At 70.5% G+C, this 21209-nt stretch carries 21 protein-coding genes; 15 read left to right on the forward strand and 6 right to left on the reverse strand.

Translation table 11 applies throughout. The annotated features are described in order from the left end of the window. Genes AC07RM_RS21735 through AC07RM_RS21745 form a run of 3 tightly spaced genes read left to right on the forward strand, consistent with a single transcriptional unit; the run spans position 1 to position 4589 of the window. Entirely contained in the window at positions 1–3264 is a 3264-nt protein-coding gene (locus tag AC07RM_RS21735; protein WP_431509589.1) for a CusA/CzcA family heavy metal efflux RND transporter, read from the forward strand. Next, complete coding sequence (locus tag AC07RM_RS21740) at positions 3254–4156, forward strand: cation diffusion facilitator family transporter (RefSeq protein WP_495335842.1); 903 nt, start codon at positions 3254–3256, stop codon at positions 4154–4156. Before AC07RM_RS21735 ends, AC07RM_RS21740 begins: the two co-directional genes overlap by 11 nt. A 58-nt stretch (positions 4157–4214) precedes the next feature. Further along, a complete protein-coding gene (locus tag AC07RM_RS21745; RefSeq protein ID WP_431509587.1) occupies positions 4215–4589 on the forward strand; it encodes a hypothetical protein in 375 nt (124 codons plus the stop codon). A gap of 4 nt (positions 4590–4593) precedes the next feature. Here AC07RM_RS21745 and mog read toward each other — a convergent pair whose 3' ends face one another. Both mog and yjgA read right to left on the reverse strand, forming a co-directional pair. Continuing rightward, positions 4594–5184: a molybdopterin adenylyltransferase gene (gene mog / locus AC07RM_RS21750; RefSeq protein WP_495335843.1), complete on the reverse strand. Its 591-nt coding sequence runs from the start codon at positions 5182–5184 to the stop codon at positions 4594–4596. Further along, a complete protein-coding gene (gene yjgA / locus AC07RM_RS21755; RefSeq protein WP_093339460.1) occupies positions 5181–5837 on the reverse strand; it encodes a ribosome biogenesis factor YjgA in 657 nt (218 codons plus the stop codon). Before yjgA ends, mog begins: the two co-directional genes overlap by 4 nt. 105 nt (positions 5838–5942) lie before the next feature. On the opposite strand from yjgA, the gene pmbA reads away from it, so the two are divergent. The 11 genes from pmbA to AC07RM_RS21810 all read left to right on the forward strand — a co-directional run bounded on the left by pmbA (position 5943) and on the right by AC07RM_RS21810 (position 18058). Continuing rightward, a complete protein-coding gene (gene pmbA / locus AC07RM_RS21760) occupies positions 5943–7313 on the forward strand; it encodes a metalloprotease PmbA (RefSeq protein ID WP_093339457.1) in 1371 nt (456 codons plus the stop codon). A 70-nt stretch (positions 7314–7383) separates the two neighbouring features. Continuing rightward, the gene (locus tag AC07RM_RS21765; protein WP_495335844.1) at positions 7384–8355 is read left to right on the forward strand and encodes a cupin domain-containing protein; all 972 of its coding nucleotides are present in this window, start codon (positions 7384–7386) and stop codon (positions 8353–8355) included. Positions 8356–8521: 166 nt separating this feature from the next. Next, the gene (locus AC07RM_RS21770; RefSeq protein ID WP_296799710.1) at positions 8522–9814 is read left to right on the forward strand and encodes an ABC transporter substrate-binding protein; all 1293 of its coding nucleotides are present in this window, start codon (positions 8522–8524) and stop codon (positions 9812–9814) included. 34 nt (positions 9815–9848) lie between these two features. After that, positions 9849–10718, forward strand: coding sequence for a carbohydrate ABC transporter permease (locus tag AC07RM_RS21775; protein WP_495335845.1), 870 nt, complete (start codon positions 9849–9851; stop codon positions 10716–10718). Next, a complete protein-coding gene (locus tag AC07RM_RS21780) occupies positions 10715–11614 on the forward strand; it encodes a carbohydrate ABC transporter permease (RefSeq protein ID WP_261212561.1) in 900 nt (299 codons plus the stop codon). Before AC07RM_RS21775 ends, AC07RM_RS21780 begins: the two co-directional genes overlap by 4 nt. Before the next feature lie 35 nt (positions 11615–11649). Continuing rightward, positions 11650–12753 carry an ABC transporter ATP-binding protein gene (locus AC07RM_RS21785; RefSeq protein ID WP_495335846.1) on the forward strand — a complete coding sequence of 368 codons (1104 nt, stop codon included), beginning with the start codon at positions 11650–11652 and terminating at the stop codon, positions 12751–12753. Positions 12754–12792: 39 nt separating this feature from the next. After that, complete coding sequence (locus AC07RM_RS21790) at positions 12793–13839, forward strand: NAD(P)-dependent alcohol dehydrogenase (RefSeq protein WP_495335847.1); 1047 nt, start codon at positions 12793–12795, stop codon at positions 13837–13839. A gap of 106 nt (positions 13840–13945) precedes the next feature. Continuing rightward, entirely contained in the window at positions 13946–14794 is an 849-nt protein-coding gene (locus AC07RM_RS21795) for an SDR family oxidoreductase (RefSeq protein ID WP_495335848.1), read from the forward strand. An 8-nt stretch (positions 14795–14802) separates the two neighbouring features. Beyond that, positions 14803–16131, forward strand: coding sequence for a flavin-containing monooxygenase (locus AC07RM_RS21800; protein WP_495335849.1), 1329 nt, complete (start codon positions 14803–14805; stop codon positions 16129–16131). A gap of 26 nt (positions 16132–16157) precedes the next feature. Next, positions 16158–17060: a bile acid:sodium symporter family protein gene (locus AC07RM_RS21805; RefSeq protein WP_495335850.1), complete on the forward strand. Its 903-nt coding sequence runs from the start codon at positions 16158–16160 to the stop codon at positions 17058–17060. After that, complete coding sequence (locus AC07RM_RS21810) at positions 17057–18058, forward strand: NAD-dependent epimerase/dehydratase family protein (protein WP_495335851.1); 1002 nt, start codon at positions 17057–17059, stop codon at positions 18056–18058. The genes AC07RM_RS21805 and AC07RM_RS21810 overlap by 4 nt, the downstream gene beginning before the upstream one ends. On the opposite strand, the gene AC07RM_RS21815 is transcribed toward AC07RM_RS21810, so the two are convergent. Then, entirely contained in the window at positions 18055–18951 is an 897-nt protein-coding gene (locus AC07RM_RS21815; protein WP_495335852.1) for a LysR family transcriptional regulator, read from the reverse strand. The genes AC07RM_RS21810 and AC07RM_RS21815 overlap by 4 nt on opposite strands. A 102-nt stretch (positions 18952–19053) precedes the next feature. Between AC07RM_RS21815 and AC07RM_RS21820 the strand changes: the two genes are divergently transcribed. Then, entirely contained in the window at positions 19054–19827 is a 774-nt protein-coding gene (locus AC07RM_RS21820; RefSeq protein ID WP_495335853.1) for a sulfite exporter TauE/SafE family protein, read from the forward strand. A gap of 15 nt (positions 19828–19842) precedes the next feature. On the opposite strand, the gene AC07RM_RS21825 is transcribed toward AC07RM_RS21820, so the two are convergent. From AC07RM_RS21825 to rpsU, 3 genes are all read right to left on the reverse strand, one after another. Continuing rightward, positions 19843–20334: an NUDIX domain-containing protein gene (locus AC07RM_RS21825; protein ID WP_495335854.1), complete on the reverse strand. Its 492-nt coding sequence runs from the start codon at positions 20332–20334 to the stop codon at positions 19843–19845. Positions 20335–20339: 5 nt separating this feature from the next. Next, positions 20340–20789 (reverse strand): GatB/YqeY domain-containing protein, encoded by a 450-nt coding sequence (locus AC07RM_RS21830; RefSeq protein WP_093339432.1) that lies wholly within the window; start codon positions 20787–20789, stop codon positions 20340–20342. A gap of 128 nt (positions 20790–20917) precedes the next feature. Next, on the reverse strand, positions 20918–21130 hold the full coding sequence (gene rpsU, locus AC07RM_RS21835; protein ID WP_007833691.1) for a 30S ribosomal protein S21: 213 nt from the start codon (positions 21128–21130) through the stop codon (positions 20918–20920). Positions 21131–21209: the final 79 nt, after the last annotated feature.

Below are 21209 nucleotides of genomic sequence, written 5' to 3' on the forward strand. Positions count from 1 at the left end.
ATGTTCGAACGTGTGATCCGATTCGCCATCGAGCAGCGCTGGCTGGTGCTGCTCGCGGTGCTGGGCATGGCCGCGCTCGGCGTGTTCAGCTACCAGAAGCTGCCCATCGACGCGGTGCCCGACATCACCAACGTGCAGGTGCAGATCAACACCGCCGCGCCCGGCTATTCGCCGCTCGAGACCGAGCAGCGCGTGACCTACCCGATCGAGACCGTGATGGCCGGCCTGCCGGGCCTGCAGCAGACGCGCTCGCTGTCGCGCTACGGCCTGTCGCAGGTGACGGTGATCTTCAAGGACGGCACCGACATCTACTTCGCGCGCCAGCTCGTCAACGAGCGCATCCAGTCGGCGCGCGAGAAGATGCCCGAGGGGATCTCGCCGGTGGTGGGGCCGATCTCCACCGGCCTGGGCGAGATCTACCTCTGGACCGTGGAGACGGAGGAGGGCGCGAAGCGGCCCGACGGCCAGCCCTACACGTCCACCGACCTGCGCGAGATCCAGGACTGGATCATCAAGCCGCAGCTGCGCAACGTGCCGGGCGTGACCGAGATCAACTCCATCGGCGGCTACGCCAAGGAGTTCCAGATCGCGCCCGATCCCGCCAAGCTGCTCGCGCACGGCCTCACGATGACCGACATCGTGACCGCGCTCGAGCGCAACAACGCCAACGTGGGCGCGGGCTACATCGAGAAGCGCGGCGAGCAGTACCTGATCCGCGCGCCGGGCCAGGTGAAGTCGGCCGAGGACATCGGCAACGTGATCCTCGGCAACGCGCAGGGCGTGCCGCTGCGCGTGTCCGACGTGGCGCAGGTCGGCATCGGCCAGGAGCTGCGCACGGGCGCGGCCACCGACAACGGCCGCGAGGTGGTGCTCGGCACGGTGTTCATGCTGATCGGAGAGAACAGCCGCAGCGTCTCGCAGGCGGTCGACCGCAAGATGCAGGAGATCAACCGCACCCTGCCCGAGGGCGTGAAGGCGGTGACGGTGTACGACCGCACGGTGCTGGTCGACAAGGCCATCGCCACGGTGAAGAAGAACCTGCTGGAGGGCGCGGTGCTGGTGATCGCGATCCTGTTCCTGTTCCTCGGCAACATCCGCGCGGCCATCATCACCGCGCTGGTGATCCCGCTGTCGATGCTGTTCACCTTCACCGGCATGGTGAACCAGCGCATCAGCGCCAACCTCATGAGCCTGGGCGCGCTCGACTTCGGCATCATCATCGACGGCGCGGTGGTGATCGTGGAGAACTGCGTGCGGCGCCTGGCCCATGCGCAGGCCCACAAGGGCCGGCCGCTCACGCGCAGCGAGCGCTTCCACGAGGTCTTCGCGGCCTCGCAGGAGGCGCGCCGGCCGCTGTTGTTCGGCCAGCTCATCATCATGATCGTGTACCTGCCGATCTTCGCGCTCACCGGCGTCGAGGGAAAGCTGTTCCACCCGATGGCCTTCACCGTGGTGATCGCGCTGCTGGGCGCGATGATCCTGTCGATCACCTTCATCCCCGCGGCCGTGGCGCTGTTCATCGGCAGCAAGGTCGGCGAGAAGGAGAACCGGCTGATGTCGTGGGCGCGCCGCGCCTATGCGCCGCTGCTGGCGCGCGTGATGAACGCCAAGCCGCTGGTGATCACGCTGGCCTCGGTGGCGGTGGTGCTGTCGGGCCTGCTGGCCACGCGCCTGGGCACCGAGTTCGTGCCCAGCCTCAGCGAGGGCGACTTCGCGATCCAGGCGCTGCGCATCCCGGGCACCAGCCTCACGCAGTCGGTCGAGATGCAGCAGCAGCTCGAGCGCACGCTGAAGGCGAAATTCCCCGAGATCGAGCGCGTGTTCGCGCGCACCGGCACGGCCGAGATCGCTTCCGACCCGATGCCGCCGAACATCTCCGACGGCTACATCATGCTCAAGCCCGAGAGCGAATGGCCCACGCCCCGGCGCAGCCGCGCCGAGCTGCTGGTGGCGGTGCAGGAGGAGGTCGAGAAGCTGCCGGGCAACAACTACGAGTTCTCGCAGCCGATCCAGCTGCGCTTCAACGAGCTGATCTCGGGCGTGCGCAGCGACGTGGCGGTGAAGATCTTCGGCGACGACATGGCGGTGCTCGAGAAGACCGCCGCGCAGGTGGCCGGCGTGCTCAACGGCATCGGCGGCGCGGCCGAGGTCAAGGTCGAGCAGACCACGGGCCTGCCGATGCTCACGGTGGAGATCGACCGCGGCAAGACCGCGCGCTACGGCCTCAACGTGGGCGACGTGCAGGACGCGGTCTCGACCGCGGTCGGCGGCCGCGAAGCGGGCATCCTGTTCGACGGCGACCGGCGCTTCGGCATCGTGGTGCGCCTGCCCGAGAACCTGCGCACCGACCTGGAGGCGATCCAGCGGCTGCCGATCGCGCTGCCGCGCGGCACGGCGGCGCCCGCGGGCATCGCCGGCAGCACGGTGCAGGGCGCCACCGGCGCCGCGCCCGAGGGCCAGCGCCTGAGCTTCATCCCGCTCGGCGAGGTCGCCACCCTGTCGGTCGCGCCCGGTCCCAACCAGATCAGCCGCGAGGACGGCAAGCGCCGCATCGTGGTCAGCGCCAACGTGCGCGGGCGCGACCTCGGCTCCTTCGTGGCCGAGGCCGAGCAGGCGATGCAGTCGGTGCGCATTCCCGTGGGCTACTGGACCGACTGGGGCGGCCAGTACGAGAACCTCGAGTCGGCGACCAAGCGGCTGCAGATCGTGGTGCCGGTGTCGCTGCTGCTGGTGTTCGTGCTGCTGTTCGCGATGTTCGGCAACCTCAAGGACGGCCTGCTGGTCTTCACCGGCATCCCGTTCGCGCTCACCGGCGGCATCGTGGCGCTGTGGCTGCGCGACATCCCGCTGTCGATCTCGGCCGCGGTGGGCTTCATCGCGCTGTCGGGCGTGGCGGTGCTCAACGGGCTGGTGATGCTGTCGTTCATCCGCAACCTGCGCGAGGGCGGCCTGCCGCTCGACGCCGCGATCCGCGAGGGCGCGCTGACCCGGCTGCGGCCGGTGCTGATGACCGCGCTGGTGGCCTCGCTGGGCTTCGTGCCGATGGCCATCGCCACCGGCACCGGCGCCGAGGTGCAGCGGCCGTTGGCCACGGTGGTGATCGGCGGTATCCTGTCCTCGACCGCGCTCACGCTGCTGGTGCTTCCGCTGCTCTACCGCATCGCGCACCGGCGCGACGAGGAAGAGACCGAGGAGGAGGCCCGCGAACGGCAGCAGGGCGCGCCGATCGACCCCGAACCGCGAGCCGCATCCCATGGCCCATGAGCATTCGCACGGCGCCGGCGCGAACGAGAAGGCACTGCGCTGGGCGCTGCTGCTGACCTCGACCTACCTCGTGGCGGAGGTGGTCGGCGGGCTGGTCTCGGGCAGCCTCGCGCTGCTGTCCGATGCCGCCCACATGTTCACCGACACGGTGGCGCTGGCGATCTCGCTGGCCGCCATCCGCATCGGCCAGCGGCCGGCCGACCGGCGCCGCACCTTCGGCTACCACCGCTTCGAGATCCTCGCGGCGGTGCTCAACGCGGTGCTGCTGTTCCTGGTGGCGATCTACGTGCTCTACGAGGCCTGGCGGCGCATCGCGGCGCCGGCCGAGATCCAGTCGACCATGATGCTGCTGGTGGCCGCGGGCGGGCTGGTCGTCAACCTGATCGGCATGCGCCTGCTGGCCGGCGGCAAGGACAAGAGCCTCAACGTCAAGGGCGCCTACCTTGAGGTCTGGGCCGACATGCTGGGCTCGGTGGGCGTGATCGTCGGCGCCCTGGTGATCCGCTACACCGGCTGGGCCTGGGTTGATTCGCTGATCGCGGTGGCCATCGGCCTGTGGGTGCTGCCGCGCACCTGGCGCCTGCTGCGCGAGAGCCTCAACGTGCTGCTCGAGGGCGTGCCCGACGAGGTCGACCTGCCCGAGGTCGAGCGCGCGCTGCTCGCGAGCGAGGGCGTGGCCAGCCTGCACGACCTGCACGTGTGGGCGCTGTCCAGCGGCAAGGTGAGCCTCAGCGTGCACGTGGTGAGCGCGTCCGGCGTCGACGACCTCGCGCCGCTGGTGCAGCGGCTGCGCGCGCTGCTGGCCGAGCGCTTCGACATCCACCATTCGACCGTGCAGGCCGAGCGCGTGCCGTGCGAGCAGGCGGGGGAGACGCACGGCTTCGGCGCCTGAGCGCTTCGTGACTCGCGGATGGCGCACAATCCGCCGCGAATCACAGCACACAGGACCGATGAGCCGCAGCCACCGCCAGTCTTATTCGCCCGCCATCGAGGCCGCCGCCGCCCGCGAGCCGCGGCGCCGCAAGGGCGACGCACCCTCGCATGCGCCGATGGCCTTCGACGCGGCATCGGCGCCCGCGACTTCCGCGCCCCCCACGAGGACCTGGCGCTCGACCGTGGTCGGCGCCGCCATCGGCTTCGGCATCGTGCTGGCGCTGGCCATGCAATGGCTCATGACCTGGCAGATCGACAGCGCTCAGCAGCGCCGCGAGCAGCAGAAGCAGCTGCGTGCGGCCGCCTCGCGCTGCTACGAGCAGGCGTCGAATGCCGCGGTGCAGGCCTGCCTCAAGGAGGTCGAGGCCAGGAGCGCGGCGGTCCAGCCCTGAAGCGTCAGCGCGCGGGCCGGATCGCCGACTTGGGCCGGAAGGCCTTGCAGACCGAATCGTCGGTCTCGAGGTAGGGCCCGCCGATCAGGTCGATGCAGTAGGGCACGGCCGCGAAGATGCCGGGCACGAGCTGCGTGCCCTCGGCGTCCTTCAGGCCTTCGAGCGTTTCCGCGATCGACTTGGGCTGGCCCGGCAGGTTGATGATCAGGCTCTTGTCGCGGATCACCGCGACCTGGCGCGAGAGGATCGCGGTCGGCACGAAGCGCAGGCCGATCTGGCGCATCTGCTCGCCGAAGCCCGGCATCTCCTTGTGCGCCACGGCCAGCGTGGCCTCGGGCGTCACGTCGCGCAGCGCGGGGCCGGTGCCGCCGGTGGTCAGCACCAGCGAGCAGCCGGCGTCGACCAGCTCGATCAGCGCGGCGCTGATGCCGGGGGCTTCGTCGGGAATGAGCCGCGGCTCGAAGGTGATCGGATTCCTGAGCGCACGGCGCAGCCAGTCCTGCAGCGCGGGCAGGCCCTTGTCCTCGTAGGCGCCGCTCGAGGCGCGGTCGCTGATCGAGACGATGCCGATGCGTACCGGATCGAAATCGCTCATGCGTCCTCCTCCCGGCCCTGTTCCGCCGCGGCCGCCGCGTGGTCGTCGCCGCCATGCACCGCGAGCTGCTCGCGCACGAGCTGGAACACCTCGCGGTAGGCCTTGCCCTGGCGCGGCGCCTCGCCGGCCGGGCCGGCCTTGATGTCCTTGCGCGCCTGGCGCACGAGGGCGCGCAGCTGCTGGGCATCGGTGGCCGGGTGGGTCTCGATCCAGCCGCCGAGCGCATCGTCGTCGGCGATCAGGCGGTCGCGCCAGCGTTCGGCCTCGTGCAGCAGCGCGGTCTCGGCGGCCGGGCCGCTGGACTGCTCGGCCAGCGCGGCGCGGATCGCCTCGATGGTGGGCTCGTCGAGCTTGCGCATCAGCTTGCCGATGAACTGCATCTGGCGGCGCTTGCCCTCGAAATTGGTAATGCGCCTGGCCTCGTGGATCGCCTCGACCAGCTTCTCGCCGAGCGGCAGCGCGTCGAACAGCGCGGCGCGCAGGGTCATGAGCTCTTCGCCGAGCTTCTGCAGTTCGGCGCTCTCGCGCTTGAGGTCGGTGCGGCTGGCGTCGTCGGTGCCCTTGAGCTCGCGCTTGAGCTCCAGGTCGAGTTCGCTGCCTTCGGCGACGAACTGGCCGCGGACGAAGTAGCCTTTTTTGGGTTTGCGGGACATGGGGATGGATTCTGTGCCGCGCCGCGCGGCGGTGCAACGCGGCGGGACCGAGGGGAAAACGGTGCCAAACGGGAAACGGGGGGCGCAAGTATCATAGCCACCCACATGACGACCTCTTCCTCGCGCGCCGACTCCGGCTTCGCCTACAGCCGCTCCTTCTTCGAAAACCTGGTCGATTCGGCCCTGGCGCATGCCAAGAAGCTGGGGGCCACCAACGCGGGGGCCGAAGCTTCCGAGGGCTGCGGCCTCAGCGTCTCGGTGCGCAAGGGCGAACTCGAGAACGTGGAGCGCAACCGCGACAAGTCGCTGGGCGTCACCGTCTACGTCGGCCACCGGCGCGGCAATGCCAGCACCTCCGACTTCTCCGAGGCGGCCATCGCGCAGACCGTGCAGGCGGCCTACGACATCGCGCGCTTCACGGCCGAGGACCCGGTCAGCGGCCTGCCCGACGAGGCCGACATCGCCAAGGAGCATCCCGACCTCGACCTGTTCCACCCCTGGGAGGTCACGAGCGAGCAGGCCGCCAAGCTGGCGCTCGAATGCGAGGCGGCCGCGCTGTCGACCGACAAGCGCATCACCAACAGCGAAGGCGCGGGCGTCTCGGCCCAGCAGAGCCACTTCTTCAGCGCCCACACCCACGGTTTCCGCGGCGGCTACGCGAGTTCGCGCCACTCGATCTCGGTGGCGCCGATTGCCGGCAAGGGCGACAACATGCAGCGCGACGCCTGGTACAGCTCGATGCGCTCGGCCGACGAGCTCGCGAGCCCGCAGGCCGTGGGCCGCTATGCCGCCGAGCGCGCGCTGAGCCGGTTGAAGTCGCGCAAGATCAAGACGGTGGAATGCCCGGTGCTGTTCGAGTCGCCGCTGGCCGCGGGCCTGCTCGGCGGGCTGGTGCAGGCCACCAGCGGCGGCGCGCTCTACCGCAAGAGCACCTTCCTGCTCGATTCGCTCGGCAAGCCGGTGCTGCCTTCGCACGTCGACGTGAGCGAAGACCCGCACGTGCTGCGCGGCAAGGGCAGCTCGCCCTTCGACGACGAGGGCGTGGTCACGCGGGCGCGCAAGGTGGTCGACGCGGGCCGGCTCGAGGGCTATTTCCTCTCGACCTACTCGGCGCGCAAGCTCGGCATGAAGACCACCGGCAACGCCGGCGGCTCGCACAACCTGGTGCTGAGCTCGCGCCTGACGCAGGCCGGCGACGACCTCGACGCGATGCTGCAGAAGCTGGGCACCGGCCTGTTCGTCATCGAGCTGATGGGGCAGGGCGTGAACTACGTGACCGGCGACTACTCGCGCGGCGCCAGCGGCTTCTGGGTCGAGAAGGGCCGCATCGCGTTCCCGGTGGAGGAGATCACCATCGCCGGCAACCTCAAGGACATGCTGATGGGGATTGAAGCCATCGGGGCCGATGCTTACACTTTCGGCGCCAAGACGACGGGCTCGCTGCTGGTCAACCGCATGAAGGTCGCTGGCGCCTGAGCCCACGCCGCACGGGCGCCGCGGCGGCGGCACCGGGGTTCGAGCCTTGCCGATCCCCGGGGAGACAACAATGACCAGAACACAGCGCGCCGCCCGCAAACCCGAACTCGAACACGAACTGCTGCGCGACCCGCGCCTGGGCTTCGAACCCGCGGGCGGCGGCACCGTGCGCTGCCTGCAGCACGGCGTGCCCTGGCCCTTCGACTGCTGGCACTACCACGACGAGTACGAGCTGCAGATCATCAACCGCACCACCGGCCAGGCCTTCGTGGGCAACCACATCGGCCGCTTCGAGCCCGGCTACGTGGCGCTGGTGGGCTCGCGGCTGCCGCACACCTGGATCTCCGACGACGTGCCGGCCGACGGCATCGCCGACCGCAGCATGGTGATCCACTTCCGCGAGGAGCCGCTGCGCAAGGGCTCGGCGCTGTTCCCCGAGATCGACGCGGTGCTGCCGATGCTCGACCGCGCGCGCCGCGGCATCGAGTTCTTCGGCATCGGCGAACTGGCGCGCGAGCGCTTCCAGCGCGTGCAGGCGCACGAGGGCATGGCGCGGCTGGCGGAGTTCATCGGCCTGCTGCACGAGCTCGCGCGCTGGGAGGACTGGCGCCTGATCTCGAGCGAGGACGAGCCCTCCGACGGCGACCCCGCCACCAGCACGCGCATGCGCCGCGTGCTCGACCACCTCGACGAGCACCTGGCCGAGGAGATCTCGCTGGCCTCGGTCAGCGCCATCGCGAACATGGCCGAGAGCAGCTTCTCGCGCTACTTCCACCGCCAGATGGGCAGCACCTTCACCGAGTTCGTGACCCGGCTGCGCATCGCCAAGGCCTGCCAGATGCTGCAGACCTCGGACCGGCTGGTCAGCGACATCTGCTACGAGGTCGGCTTCTTCAACATCGCCAACTTCAACCGCCGCTTCCTGCAGCACAAGGGCATGACGCCCAGCGCCTACCGCCAGCAGGCGCAGGAGCGCTTCGGGCTGCGCACGGTCCACTACCCGCCCACGACCCCGGTAAAACCCCAGTCGGCCTGGTCATGAAAGTACCAGTACCCCGGTTGGGGGGTACGCGGCACCGCTGAGCCGCTGCATACGCTTCACCCCGTCCCGTCGCTGTCGCGCCGCCCCCCGAAAAGGGCGCCCGGCACGGCGGGCTTGTTCCCCGGCCTCGGCCGGCGATCCGCAACAAGTTCAACGGAGACAAGCGATGTTCAAAGAATCCGCAGGGAGGCGCGTCCGGGTCCGCACGCTGCTCGTGGCGCTGCTGGCGGCCGGTGCCGCCGGTGGAGCGCTCGCGCAGGCCGCGTCGTGCAAGGAGGACGTGCGGGTGCTGGCGCAGCCGCGTGACGGCCTGACCCTGCTCGAAAAGTACAAGGACGAGTTCAAGACCCTGGCTGGCGCCTCGTTCAGCATCGACAACCTCAACGAGAACGACCGCCGCACCAAGACGCGCGCCGATGCCTCGACCGTGGGCAAGTACCACGTCTACTACGTGGACGAGGCCAACGTGCCGCTGTTCGCGCAGTCGAAGTGGATCGTGCCGCTCGCGAAGTACTACCCGGCCGACTACGACTACGCCGACTTCGATCCGGGCCGCCAGAAGGTCGCCACCTACGCGGGCGAGGCCTGGTTCGCGCCGCTGACCGGCGGCGGCGACCTGATGGTCTATCGCAAGGACCTGCTCGAGAAGGCCGGCATCAAGCCGCCGGCCACGCTCGAGGAGTTCGTGGCCGCCGCGAAGAAGCTCAACGACCCGGCCAACGGCGTCTACGGCGTGGCGCTGCGCGGCCAGCGCGGCTCGGGCGCCAACGTGTGGCGCTGGATGCCCTACTTCCGCGGCTATGGCGGCCAGTGGTTCGACGGCGACAAGCCGGTGTTCGACTCGCCCGCCGCGCTCAAGGCCACGCAGACCTACCTCGAGCTCTTCAAGTACTCGGCGCCCGGCACCAAGACCGGCGGCTGGGACGAGGCCACCGGCGCCTTCCTCGCGGGCAAGGTCGCGATGCTGGTCGAGTCGACGCCGCTCGCGGGCAACGCGCTCGATCCCAAGATGTCGACCGTGATCGGCAAGATCGCCTATGCGACGCCGCCCGCGCCGCTGACCGGCGGCGGCTACGGCCACGGCCTGGCGATCGGCGCCAAGGCCAACAAGAGCGAGGAGGCGAAGAAGTGCGCCGGCCTCTTCATCGCCTGGGCCACCTCGAAGAAGAACGAGCAGCGCCGCCTCGCCGAGGGCCAGTTCGGCGAACTGAACCGCACCAGCGTGCTGGGCAGTCCCGAGTTCTCCAAGCGCTACGGCGCCGACCTCGGCAAGGCGCTGGCCGACACCGGCAAGCTCACCGCGGTCAACTTCTGGCAGGACCCGGCCTGGCCCGACCTCGGCGACCGCTGGGGGATCATCCTCGAGGAACTGATCACCGGCTCGCGCACCGACATCCAGGCCGGCCTCGACGAGCTCGACGGCTATGCCAAGCAGCTGATCGCGCGGCGCCGCAAGTGAGCCGCCCGGCCCCGCGTTCCTTGCGAGTCCCGCGATGACCCTTCACAAGACCCGACTGCCGCTCGTCTTCATCGGCCCCGGCCTGCTCGTGCTCGCGGTGCTGGCGCTGGTGCCCACCGTGTTCGCCATCGCCGTGTCGCTGCAGGACCGCGAGCTCGGCCAGTCCGACATCGGCTGGGTGTGGTTCTCCAACTACCTGCAGCTGTTCTCGGACCGGCGCTTCCTCAACTCGGTCGGCGTCTCGCTGACCTGGGAGCTGCTGACCGTGAGCGCCACCATGGGGCTCGCGGTGCTGCTCGGCGTGCTGCTGTTCCAGAGCGCCACGCCGCGCTGGCGCAACCTGCTGTGCATGCTGTTCATCGTGCCGGTGCTGCTGCCGCGCGTGTCGGCCGCCTTCGTCTGGAAGTTCGCCTTCCATCCGCTGTTCGGCCTCTTGACCTGGCCCTACAAGGCGATCACCGGCGAGCCGCTGGACCTGCTCGCGCAGCCGCTCACGGCGCTGCTCACGGTGGCCTTCGTCGACGTCTGGCAGTGGGGCCTGTTCTTCGCGGCGATCGTGCTCAAGCTGCTCGAGACCCTGCCGCCGCAGCCCTTCGAGGCGGCGCGCATGGACCATGCGAAGCCCTGGGAGGTCTACGCCTTCGTCGCGCTGCCGATGCTGCGCGCGCCGCTGATCAGCCTGAGCTTCGTGAAGATGATCGAGTCGCTGCGCGCCTTCGACCTGATCTACGTGATGACGCGCGGCGGCCCCGGCATCTCGACCGAGACCCTCGACATGTACGCCTTCTCGCAGGGCTTCATCGAGTCGGGCCGCATCTCCTACGCCTCGAGCATGGCCGTGCTGATGATGGTGGCCTCGACCGTGGCCTTCACCTACCTCTGGAAATGGACCCGGCCCGCATGACCCCCGCCACGACTTCCGCCGCGCCCGTGCTGCGCGCCGGCGATGCGCCCGCCATCCGCCCGGCCGCGCGCCGGCGCCTGGGCCTCGGCACCCTGGTGGCGCGGCTGGTGCTCGCCGCCGCGGCGCTCTCGGCGCTGGTGCCGGTGCTCTGGACCTTCCTCAACTCGTTCAAGAACCGGGTCGACATCGTCTCGGCGACGCCGAAGTTCCTCTTCACGCCAACGCTCGAGAACTACGCCTACGTGCTGGGCCGCGAGGCGGTGGCGCAGGGGCTGGTCAACTCGCTCGTCGTGGTGGGCTCGGCGGTGCTGATCGGCGCGCTGCTGGGCCTGCCCGCGGCCTATGCGCTGGCGCGCTATCCGGTGCGGCGCGCCGACGACATCCAGTTCTTCGTGCTGTCGATGCGCTTCCTGCCGCCGGTGGCGGTGGCGATCCCGCTGATGGTGATCTGGCTGCAGCTCGAGCTCTACGACACGCGCATCGCGCTGATCGTGACCTACACCCTGCTCACGCTGTCGACCGTGATCTGGCTCGCGATCCCGGCCTTCAAGGCGGTGCCCCGGGAGGTGGAGGAGGCCGGCCGCGTCGACGGCTACGGTCCCTACGCGATCTTCTTCAAGGTGGCGCTGCCGATCGCAGCGCGCTCGCTGGTCGGCGCCATCGCCTTCGGCTTCGTGCTGGTGTGGAACGAGTTCCTGATCGCGCTGATGCTGACCACCTCGGACGCCAAGACGCTGCCCATCGTGGCCTCGGAGCTGAGCCAGCTCGGGCGCGACGTGCCCTGGGGCATCCTGAATGCGTCCGTGATCCTGCTGTCGCTGCCGCCGCTCCTGATGATCGGCGTGCTCAGCGGCTTCCTCAACGCGGCCTTCAAGCGCAAGCGCGACGCCGCATGAAGACCATGCGCCCCCTTTCCGAGAGAAGCAACAACATGTCCGCAATCAGCTGTCACAAGATCATCAAGCGCTACGGCGACACGCAGGTGGTGCACCAGTTCGACCTCGACGTCTGCGACAACGAGTTCGTCGTCTTCCTCGGCCCCTCGGGCTGCGGCAAGTCGACCATCCTGCGCATGCTCGCGGGCCTGGAGGACATCAGCGGCGGCGAGCTGCTGATCGGCGGCACGCGCGTCAACGACCTGCCGCCGCAGGAGCGCGGCATCGCGATGGTGTTCCAGAACTACGCGCTCTATCCGCACATGAGCGTGCGCGACAACATCGCCTTCGGGCTCAAGCGCCTGAAGGTGCCGAAGAGCGAGATCGCGCGCCGCGTGAAGGAGGTGTCGGACACGCTGGGCCTGGAGCGCTACCTCGAGCGCCGGCCGACCGAGCTCTCGGGCGGCCAGCAGCAGCGCGTGGCGATCGCGCGCGCCATGATCAAGACGCCCAAGGTGTTCCTGTTCGACGAGCCGCTGTCGAACCTCGACGCCAAGCTGCGCAACCACATGCGCGTGGAGATCGCGCGGCTGCACCAGACGCTGCGCACCACCACGGTCTACGTCACGCACGACCAGCACGAGGCCATGACCCTGGCCGACCGCATCGTGCTGCTGCGCGACGGTCGCATCGAGCAGGTGGGCTCGCCGCGCGAGATCTACGAGAACCCGCGCTCGGCCTTCGTGGCCGGCTTCATCGGCACGCCGCCGATGAACCTGCTCGAGATGACGGTGGCGCACGGCGACGGCGGTGCCGTGCTGCGCGGGCACGGCGGCACGGTGCGCGTGGATGCGCGCCGCTTCGCGCTCGAGGGGCGCGAGCGCGTCACGCTCGGCATCCGGCCGGCCCACGTGCTCGCGCGGCCCGACGACGCGGGCGCCTTCGTGGGCGAGGTGCAGCTGGTGGAGTACCTCGGCAACGAGGTGCTCGTGAGCATCGGCGACGAGCCGGGCAGCGAGATCGCCGCGCTGGTGCATTCGGCGCGCGCGCCGCGGCTCGGCGAGCGCGTGCGCTTCGGCATCGACGCGGCCCAGCTTCACCTGTTCGACGCGCAGACCGGCGCCTCGCTGCGGCGCGACGCGGTGGCGCCGCTGCACTGAACCCCTTCATCGACTTCCCCTCAGAAACACCCGTTCTCCATGAAAGCCCTTGTCCTCGAGAAAGCCCACGAACTCGCGCTGCGCGAGATCGCGCTGCCGCCGCAACCGGTCGGCCCGCGCGACGTGAAGATCCGCATGCACACGGTCGGCGTCTGCGGCAGCGACGTCCACTACTACCAGCACGGCGGCATCGGCCCTTACGTGGTCGACGCGCCGATGATCCTCGGCCACGAGGCCTCGGGCACGGTGGCCGAGGTCGGCTGCGAGGTCACGCACCTGCGGCCCGGCGACCGGGTCTGCATGGAGCCCGGCATTCCGCAGCTCGACTCCCGCGCCGTGCGCGAGGGCATCTACAACCTCGACCCGGCCGTGCGCTTCTGGGCCACGCCGCCGATCCACGGCTGCCTCACGCCCTACGTGGTGCATCCGGCGGCCTTCACCTTCCGCCTGCCCGACAACGTGAGCTTCGCCGAGGGCGCGATCGTCGAGCCGCTGGCGATCGGCCTGCAGGCCGCGAAGAAGGCCGCGCTCAAGCCCGGCGACGTGGCGGTGGTGGTGGGCGCCGGCACCATCGGCGCGATGACCGTGCTGGCCGCGCTCGCGGGCGGCGCGGCGCGCGTGATCCTGGCCGACCTGGTGCCCGAGAAGCTCGCGCTGTTCGCCGACAACCCGGCCGTGAGCACGGTGAACATCCGCGAGCGCAAGCTGGCCGACGCGGTGCGCGAGCTGACCGACGGCTGGGGTGCCAACGCGGTGTTCGAGGCCAGCGGCAGCGTGCGCGCCTTCGAGGGCATCTTCGAGCTGGCCTGCCCCGGCGGCTGCGTGGTGCTGGTGGGCATTCCACCGGCGCCGGTGGCCTTCGACATCGTCGCGATCCAGGCGAAGGAGCTGCGCATCGAGTCGGTGTTCCGCTACGCCAACATCTTCCCGCGCGCGCTCGCGCTGATCGCCTCGGGCCAGGTCGACGTCAAGCCCTTCATCTCGCGCACCTTCGCGTTCGAGGACGGCATCCGCGCCTTCGAGGAGGCCGCGGCGGGGCGGGCGACGGACGTGAAGATCCAGATCGAGTTTCCGGCCGAGGCCTGAGCGGCGCCGGGCCCCGCGGCCCGGCGTGCAAGGGAAAACGCCGGGGCGGCGCGGCAAAACGCGCCGCTACATTGGGGCGCATCTTTTTTCGAGCCGCGCTTCCCCGATGCCCCCTCGCTTTCGCAATGCCGTGCTGACGGGCGCCTGTGGCGGCCTGGGCCAGGCCTTGGCGCGCGGGCTGATCGCCGACGGCACGCAGGTGGCGCTGGTGGGGCTCGACCGCGAACGGCTGCGCGCGCTCGAGGCGCTGGCGCCCGGGCGCTGCGCGGTCTACACGCCCGACGTGGCCGACACGGTGGCGATGCAGGCCATGGCCGCCGACTGGATGGCCCGGGCCGGCACGCCCGACCTGGTGATCGCCAACGCGGGCGTGGCCGGCGGCTTCGACACCGCGCAGGCCGAGGACCTCGCGGTGTTGCGCCGCATGCTCGAGATCAACCTGCTGGGCGCCGCGACCACCTTCCAGCCCTTCGTGGCCGCGATGCGCGGCGAGGCGCGCGGCGCGCTGGTCGGCATGGCCAGCATCGCGGGCTGGCGCGGCATGCCGGGCAACGGCGCCTACTGCGCGAGCAAGGCCGGGCTGATCCGCTACCTCGAGAGCCTGCGCGCCGAGTTGCGCGGCAGCGGCGTCGGGGTGCACACGGTGAGCCCGGGCTACATCCGCACCGCGCTGACCGCCGGCAACCGCTTCGCGATGCCGGGGCTGCTCGAGCCCGAGGAGGCCGCGCGCCGCACGCTCGCGGCGGTGGCCGCGGGCCGCGAGCGCATCGTGCTGCCGCGGCGCATCGGCTGGCTCTCGAAGGCACTCGATTGCCTGCCCGAGGCGCTGCACGACCGGCTCTTGCGCGGCCAGCCGCGCAAGCCGCGCGCGGGCGAGGCCGGTGCCACGCCGATCCCCGGGCTGCCACCCTTTTCATCACCGCCCTCGCCGAAGGAAGGCTCGCCGCCAACGTGACAGTGACAGTGCCCACCCACGAACAGATCGCGCTGATCGGCGCCGGCCCCTCGGGCCTCGCCGGTGCCCGCAACCTGCAGAAGCACGGCATTCCCTTCCAGGGTTTCGAGGCGCACAGCGACGTGGGCGGGCTGTGGGACATCGCGAACCCGCGCTCCACGGTCTACCACTCGGCGCACCTGATCTCGAGCAAGAGGACCACCGAGTTCAGCGAATTCCCGATGCCCGACACGGTGGCCGACTACCCGAGCCACCGCGAGCTGCGCCGCTACTTCAGCGACTTCGCCACGCGTTTCGGGCTGCGCGAGCACTACCGCTTCGGCACGCGCGTGCTGCGCGTGGAGCCGACCTCGGACGCGCCCGACACCACCTGGCAGGTCAGCGTGGGCCCGGCCGACGGCGATGGCGAGGAGGGCGTGGAGACCTTCGAATTCAAGGGCGTGGTGATCGCCAACGGCACGCTGTCCGAGCCCAAGCATCCGCGCTTCGACGGCCACTTCGAGGGCGAGCTGCTGCACACCAGCGACTACAAGCATGCCGAGATCTTCAAGGGCAAGCGGGTGCTGATCGTGGGCGCGGGCAACTCGGGCTGCGACATCGCGGTCGACGCGGTGCACTACGCGAAGTGCGTGGACATCTCGGTGCGGCGCGGCTACTACTTCGTGCCCAAGTACGTGTTCGGCAAGCCGGCCGACACGCTCGGCGGCAGCAAGCCGCTGCCGCCATGGCTCAAGCAGCGGCTGGACGCCAAGGTGCTGCAGTGGTTCACCGGCGACCCCACGCGCTTCGGCTTTCCGAAGCCCGACTACCGCATGTACGAGTCGCACCCGATCGTCAATTCGCTGATCCTGCACCACATCGGCCATGGCGACATCGCGGTGCGCGCCGACGTCGAGCGGCTGGCCGGCCACACCGTCTACTTCAAGGACGGCGGCACGCACGACTACGACCTGATCCTCACCGCCACCGGCTATGCGCTGCACTACCCGTTCATCGACCGCGCGCTGCTCGACTGGCAGGGCATGGCGCCGCGGCTGCACCTCAACATCTTCTCGCCGCGCTTCGAGAACCTCGCCGTGCTCGGCATGATCGAGGCCAGCGGCATCGGCTGGCAGGGGCGCTACGAGCAGGCCGAACTGGTGGCGCGCTACCTGCGCGCTCAGGCGGCGGGCTCGCCCAAGGCCGGGGCGCTGCGCGCGGCCGCCAAGGGGCCTGCGCCCGACCTCTCCGGCGGCTACAAGTACCTGCAGCTCGAGCGCATGGCCTACTACGTGCACAAGGACACCTACCGCGCCGCGGTGCGCGCCGCCTCGGCGGCGCTGGCCGATCCGGGCTGAGCCGACGAAGAAAAGGACACGCGCCCATGCTGCCCGTCGACGAGATCCGCCTGCACTTCAATCCGGCCTCGCTGGTGCTGCTCAACGTGGTGCTGGGCTTCCTGATGTTCGGCATCGCGCTCGATACGCGCATCGAGGACTTCAAGCGCGTGGCGCGCATGCCCGGCGCGATGGCGGTGGGCATCGGCGCGCAGTTCGTCGTGCTGCCGGCCGTGACCTTCGCGCTCACGCTGGTCCTGAAGCCCGCCCCGAGCATCGCGCTCGGCATGATCCTGGTGGCCTGCTGCCCGCCGGGCAACATCTCGCAGATCCTCACGCACCGCGCGGGCGGCAACGTGGCGCTGTCGGTGTCGATGACCGCGATCTCGAACGCGCTGTCGATCGTGCTGATGCCGCTGAACTTCGCCTTCTGGGGCGGACTGCATCCGACCGCCGCGCCGCTGCTCCAGACCATCGCGCTCGATCCGCTCGACATGCTGGGCCACATCGTGATGATCATCGGCATTCCCTTCGTGCTCGGCGTGGCCTGCGCGCACCGGCTGCCGGGGCTCACGGCGCGCATCAAGAAGCCGGCGCGGATCCTGAGCTTCCTCGCGCTGATCGCCTTCATCGTCGGCGCGATCGCGGGCAACTGGCGCTACTTCCTCGACTACGTGGGGCTGGTGCTGCTGGCCGTGGTGCTGCACGACGCACTGGCCTTCGGCACCGGCTACCTCTGCGCGCGGCTGTCGGGGCTGGCCGACTACGACCGGCGCGCGGTGGCGATCGAGGTCGGCATCCGCAACGCGGGGCTCGGGCTGGTGCTGATCTTCAGCTTCTTCGGCGGGCTCGGCGGGATGGCCGTGGTGGCCGGCGTCTGGGGCTTCTGGGACATCATCGCGGGCCTCGCGCTCGCGAGCTGGTGGGGCCGCCGGCCCGCGACGCCATGACAGCCGCCGCGCGCCGCGTGCTGGTGACGGGCGCCGACGGCTTCCTGGGCCGCGGCGTGCTGGCCGCGCTCGCGCCGCGGCTGGGCCACGGGCAGCTCGAGGGCCTGGTGGCGCTCGACGTGCGCGAGGTGCCGTCCGCGCGCCGGCTGCCGGGCGTGGCCTACCTGGCGCAGGACGTGCGCGAGGCCGGCATCGGCAAGGCCTTCGCCGACCATGCCATCGACACCGTGGTGCACCTGGCCTCGATCGTCACGCCGGGCAGGGACTCGAACCGCGACTTCGAGCATTCGGTCGACGTGGGCGGCACGCGCAACGTGCTCAAGGCCTGCACCATGTACCGGGTCGCGCACATCGTGGTGTCGTCGAGCGGCGCGGCCTACGGCTACCACGCCGACAACCCGGCCTGGATCGACGAGCGCCAGCCGCTGCGCGGCAACGCGGTGTTCGCCTATGCCGACCACAAGCGCCAGGTCGAGGAGCTGCTGGCCGACTGGCGCGCGCGCCATCCCTCGCTGGCGCAGACGGTGCTGCGCATCGGCACCATCCTCGGCGAGCGCGTCGACAACCAGATCACGGCGCTGTTCGAGAAGCGGCGGCTGATCGCGATCCGCGGCAGCGCGAGTCCCTTCGTCTTCGTCTGGGACGAGGACGTGACCGGCGCCATCGCCCATGCGCTCGAGGGCGGTGCGCCGGCCGGCTGCTACAACCTCGCGGGCGATGGGGCGCTGCCGATCCACGAGATCGCGGCGCGCCTGGGCAAGCGCACCATCGACTTTCCCGCGGGCGTGCTGAAGACGGCGCTGGCGGTGGGCTCGGCGCTCGGCGTGAGCCGCTACGGGCCCGAGCAACTCGACTTCCTGCGCTACCGGCCGGTGCTCTCGAACACCGCGCTGAAGGAGCGCTTCGGCTACCGCCCGCGCAAGACCAGCGCCGAGGCTTTCGAGGCCTTCGTGGCGGCGCGTGCGGCGCAGGGGCGGCCGGTCACGCGCGAGGCTTAAGACTTCTCCACGGGCTCCAGCAGGTAGGCGAGCATGCGCCGCGCGTTCAGCGGCAGCTCCTGCGAATTGCGCACGCAGGCCATCAAGGTGCGCTCGGCCCAGGCGTCGGCCAGCGAGGCGCGCGCGATCTTCATCGAACGCGCGCAGCGCGCGGCCGCGGTCTGCGGCAGGATGCCCACGCCGATGCCCTGCTCGACCATGCGGCACACGGCCTCGAAGTTGCGCACCCGCACGCGGTAGGACAGGTGGCGCCCGAGCGCGCGCGCATGCATGGTCACGAGCTGCTGCAGCGCGCTGTCGGCGGGCAGGCCGACGAACTCGCTGTCGACCACCTCGGCCAGCTTCACGCGCCGGCGCCCGGCCAGCGCGTGGCCGCGCGGCATCACCAGCACCAGGTCGTCGCGCCGGAACGGATGGCATTCGAGGCCCTCGGTGTCGATGGCGTCGGAGACGATGCCGATGTCGCACAGGCCGGCGCGCAGCGCCTCCACGGTGTCGGGGCTGGGCCTCTCCTCGAGGTCGATCGACACCCGCGGATGCTGCGCCAGGAAGCGCGCCAGCACCTCGGGCAGGTGCTCGGTCAGCGCCGAGGTGCCGCAGAGGAAGCGCACATGGCCCTTGAGGCCCTGGCCGTATTCGCCGAGTTCGCCGCGCAGCCGCTCCATCTGCTGCAGCACCACGCGCGCATGGTGCAGCAGGGTGCGGCCGGCCTCGGTGGGGCGCACGCCCTGGGCATGGCGCGTGAGCAGCGGGGTGCCGAGCGCGTTCTCCATGCCGCGCACGCGCTGGCTGGCCGAGGCCAGCGTCATGTGCGAGCGCTGCGCGCCGGCGGTCAGGCTGCCGGCCTCGACGACGTGGAGGAAGAGCCGCAGGTCGGTGAGATCGAATCGCATGGTGAGCCCGCAAGGTAGCACGCCGGCCTCAGTCTGTGCCTGAGGCTCGCTGCGCGAATGCCGGATTCCCGGCCGGCGCCGCGGCCGGCAGACTGCGCGCCGATGACGTCTTCCTCCTTCTCGAACGAACTGGCCGGCCTCGCGGGGCACGGCATCGCCGCCGCGGCGGTCTTCCTGCTGGCCGGCGTGATCAAGGGCGTGATCGGCCTCGGGCTGCCGACGGTGTCGATGGGCCTGCTCGCGCTGTGGATGCGCCCGGTGCAGGCGGCGGCGCTGCTGATCGTGCCCTCGCTGGTCACCAACGTCTGGCAGACCGGGCCGCGCGCGACTTTCCTGCCGGTGCTGCGGCGCATCGGCGGCATGCAGGCCGGCATCGTGGCGGGCACGCTGGGCGGCGCCTGGTGGCTGGGCGTGCCGGCCGGGGCCTGGGCCTCGGTGGCGCTTGGCGTGGCGCTGGTGGCCTATGCGCTGTGGGGGCTGACCGGACGGCAGCTGAAGGTGGCGCCCGCGCACGAGCGCTGGCTCGGGCCGCTGGTCGGCATCGCGACCGGGCTGGTGACGGCCGTGACCGGGGTGTTCGTGGTGCCGGCCGTGCCCTACCTGCAGGCGCTGGGCTTCCAGCGCGACGCGCTGATCCAGGCGATGGGCATCTCGTTCACCACCTCGACCGTGGTGCTGGCGATCGGGCTCGCGGGCAACGGCGGCTACCCGCTGGCGGTGCTCGGCGGCTCGGCGCTGATGCTGGTGCCGGCGATCGCGGGGATGGTGCTGGGCACCTGGCTGCGCCAGCGGCTGCCGGTGCCGGTGTTCAGGCGCTGCTTCCTGATCGGGCTGGGGCTGCTGGGTGCCTACATGGCCGTGCGGGCCATGGGGTGAGCGCGCTGGGGGCGTTCAGCTCGCGGCGACGGGCTGGGCCGTCGCCAGGGCCTGCGCGGCGCGCACGCGCTCGATGGCCTGGCGGTAGGGCAGGGCGTAGCCGTCGATCGGCGCCTCGGGCGCCAGCCAGCTGAAGGAGAACACCAGGCCGTCTTCCTCGGGGCTGCCCATGGCCACGTGGTCGAAATGCTCGGGCAGCGGCCCTTCGGCGTGGATCAGGAACAGGTGCCACAGCTGCGGGTGGCGGTGGGTGTTGCCCTCGACGCCGGCCTCGCAGTCGCGCTGCAGGGTGCCCAGCGAGACCAGCGCGCCGGCATGGTCGATGCCCGATTCCTCGAGCAGCTCGCGCCGCACCGCGAACTCGGGCGATTCGCCCGGTTCGATGGTGCCCTTGGGCAGCTGCATGTTGCCGTCCTCGGGATGGCGGAACACCAGCAGCCGGCCGCGCGCGTCGACCAGGCAGGCGCAGGCCTTCGGGATCGCGGCGGTCTCGGTGCCGGCGGTCATGGCGATCAGGCGCCGGTCAGCGCGGCCTTGACCGCGGCGCTCACCAGGCCCATGTCGGCCTTGCCGGCCAGGCGCGTCTTGACCGCGCCCATCACCTTGCCCATGTCGCCCGGGCCCGCGGCACCGAGCTCGGCCACGATGGCCTTGACCTCGGCGGCGATCTCGTCGGCGCCCAGGCGCTGCGGCAGGTAGACCTCGAGCACCTTGATCTCGGCGGCTTCCTTGTCGGCCAGGTCGGTGCGGCCGCCCTGGGTGAAGGCGGTGACCGAGTCCTTGCGCTGCTTCACCAGCTTGTCGACGATGGCCACGACCATGGCGTCGTCGAGCTCGACGCGCTCGTCGACTTCCTTCTGCTTGAGCGCGGCCAGCAGCAGCCGGATCGTGCCCAGGCGCTCGGAGTCCTTGGCGCGCATCGCGGTCTTCATGTCTTCGGTGATCTGTTCTTTGAGGCTCATGGGGTCTCCTGCGGGAAAAAACAAAGCCGCGGCAGGTTTCCCTGGCGCGGCTGGAAGGCAGTTGGCGGGGCGGAGGGCGACGGGTTCGGTGTTGTCGAATCGGCCGCTGTCTCCGGTGCCAGGGTGCGTCAGTACAGCTTCTTGGGCAGCTGCATGCTGCGAACGCGCTTGTAATGGCGCTTCACGGCGGCTGCCTTCTTGCGCTTGCGCTCGGCGGTCGGCTTTTCGTAGAACTCGCGGGCGCGCAGGTCGGTCAGCAGGCCGAGCTTTTCGATGGTGCGCTTGAAGCGGCGCAGGGCGACGTCGAAGGGCTCGTTTTCTTTAACGCGGATGGTGGTCATCAGGAATCGTTGATTTGAAATTTGGCCGGGGGAGGATCGAGAGCCCCAGGCCGGGGTTCCTCAACAAGAAAAAGTGTGT

The sequence above is a fragment of the Variovorax sp. GW821-FHT09B05 genome (genome assembly GCF_059418265.1).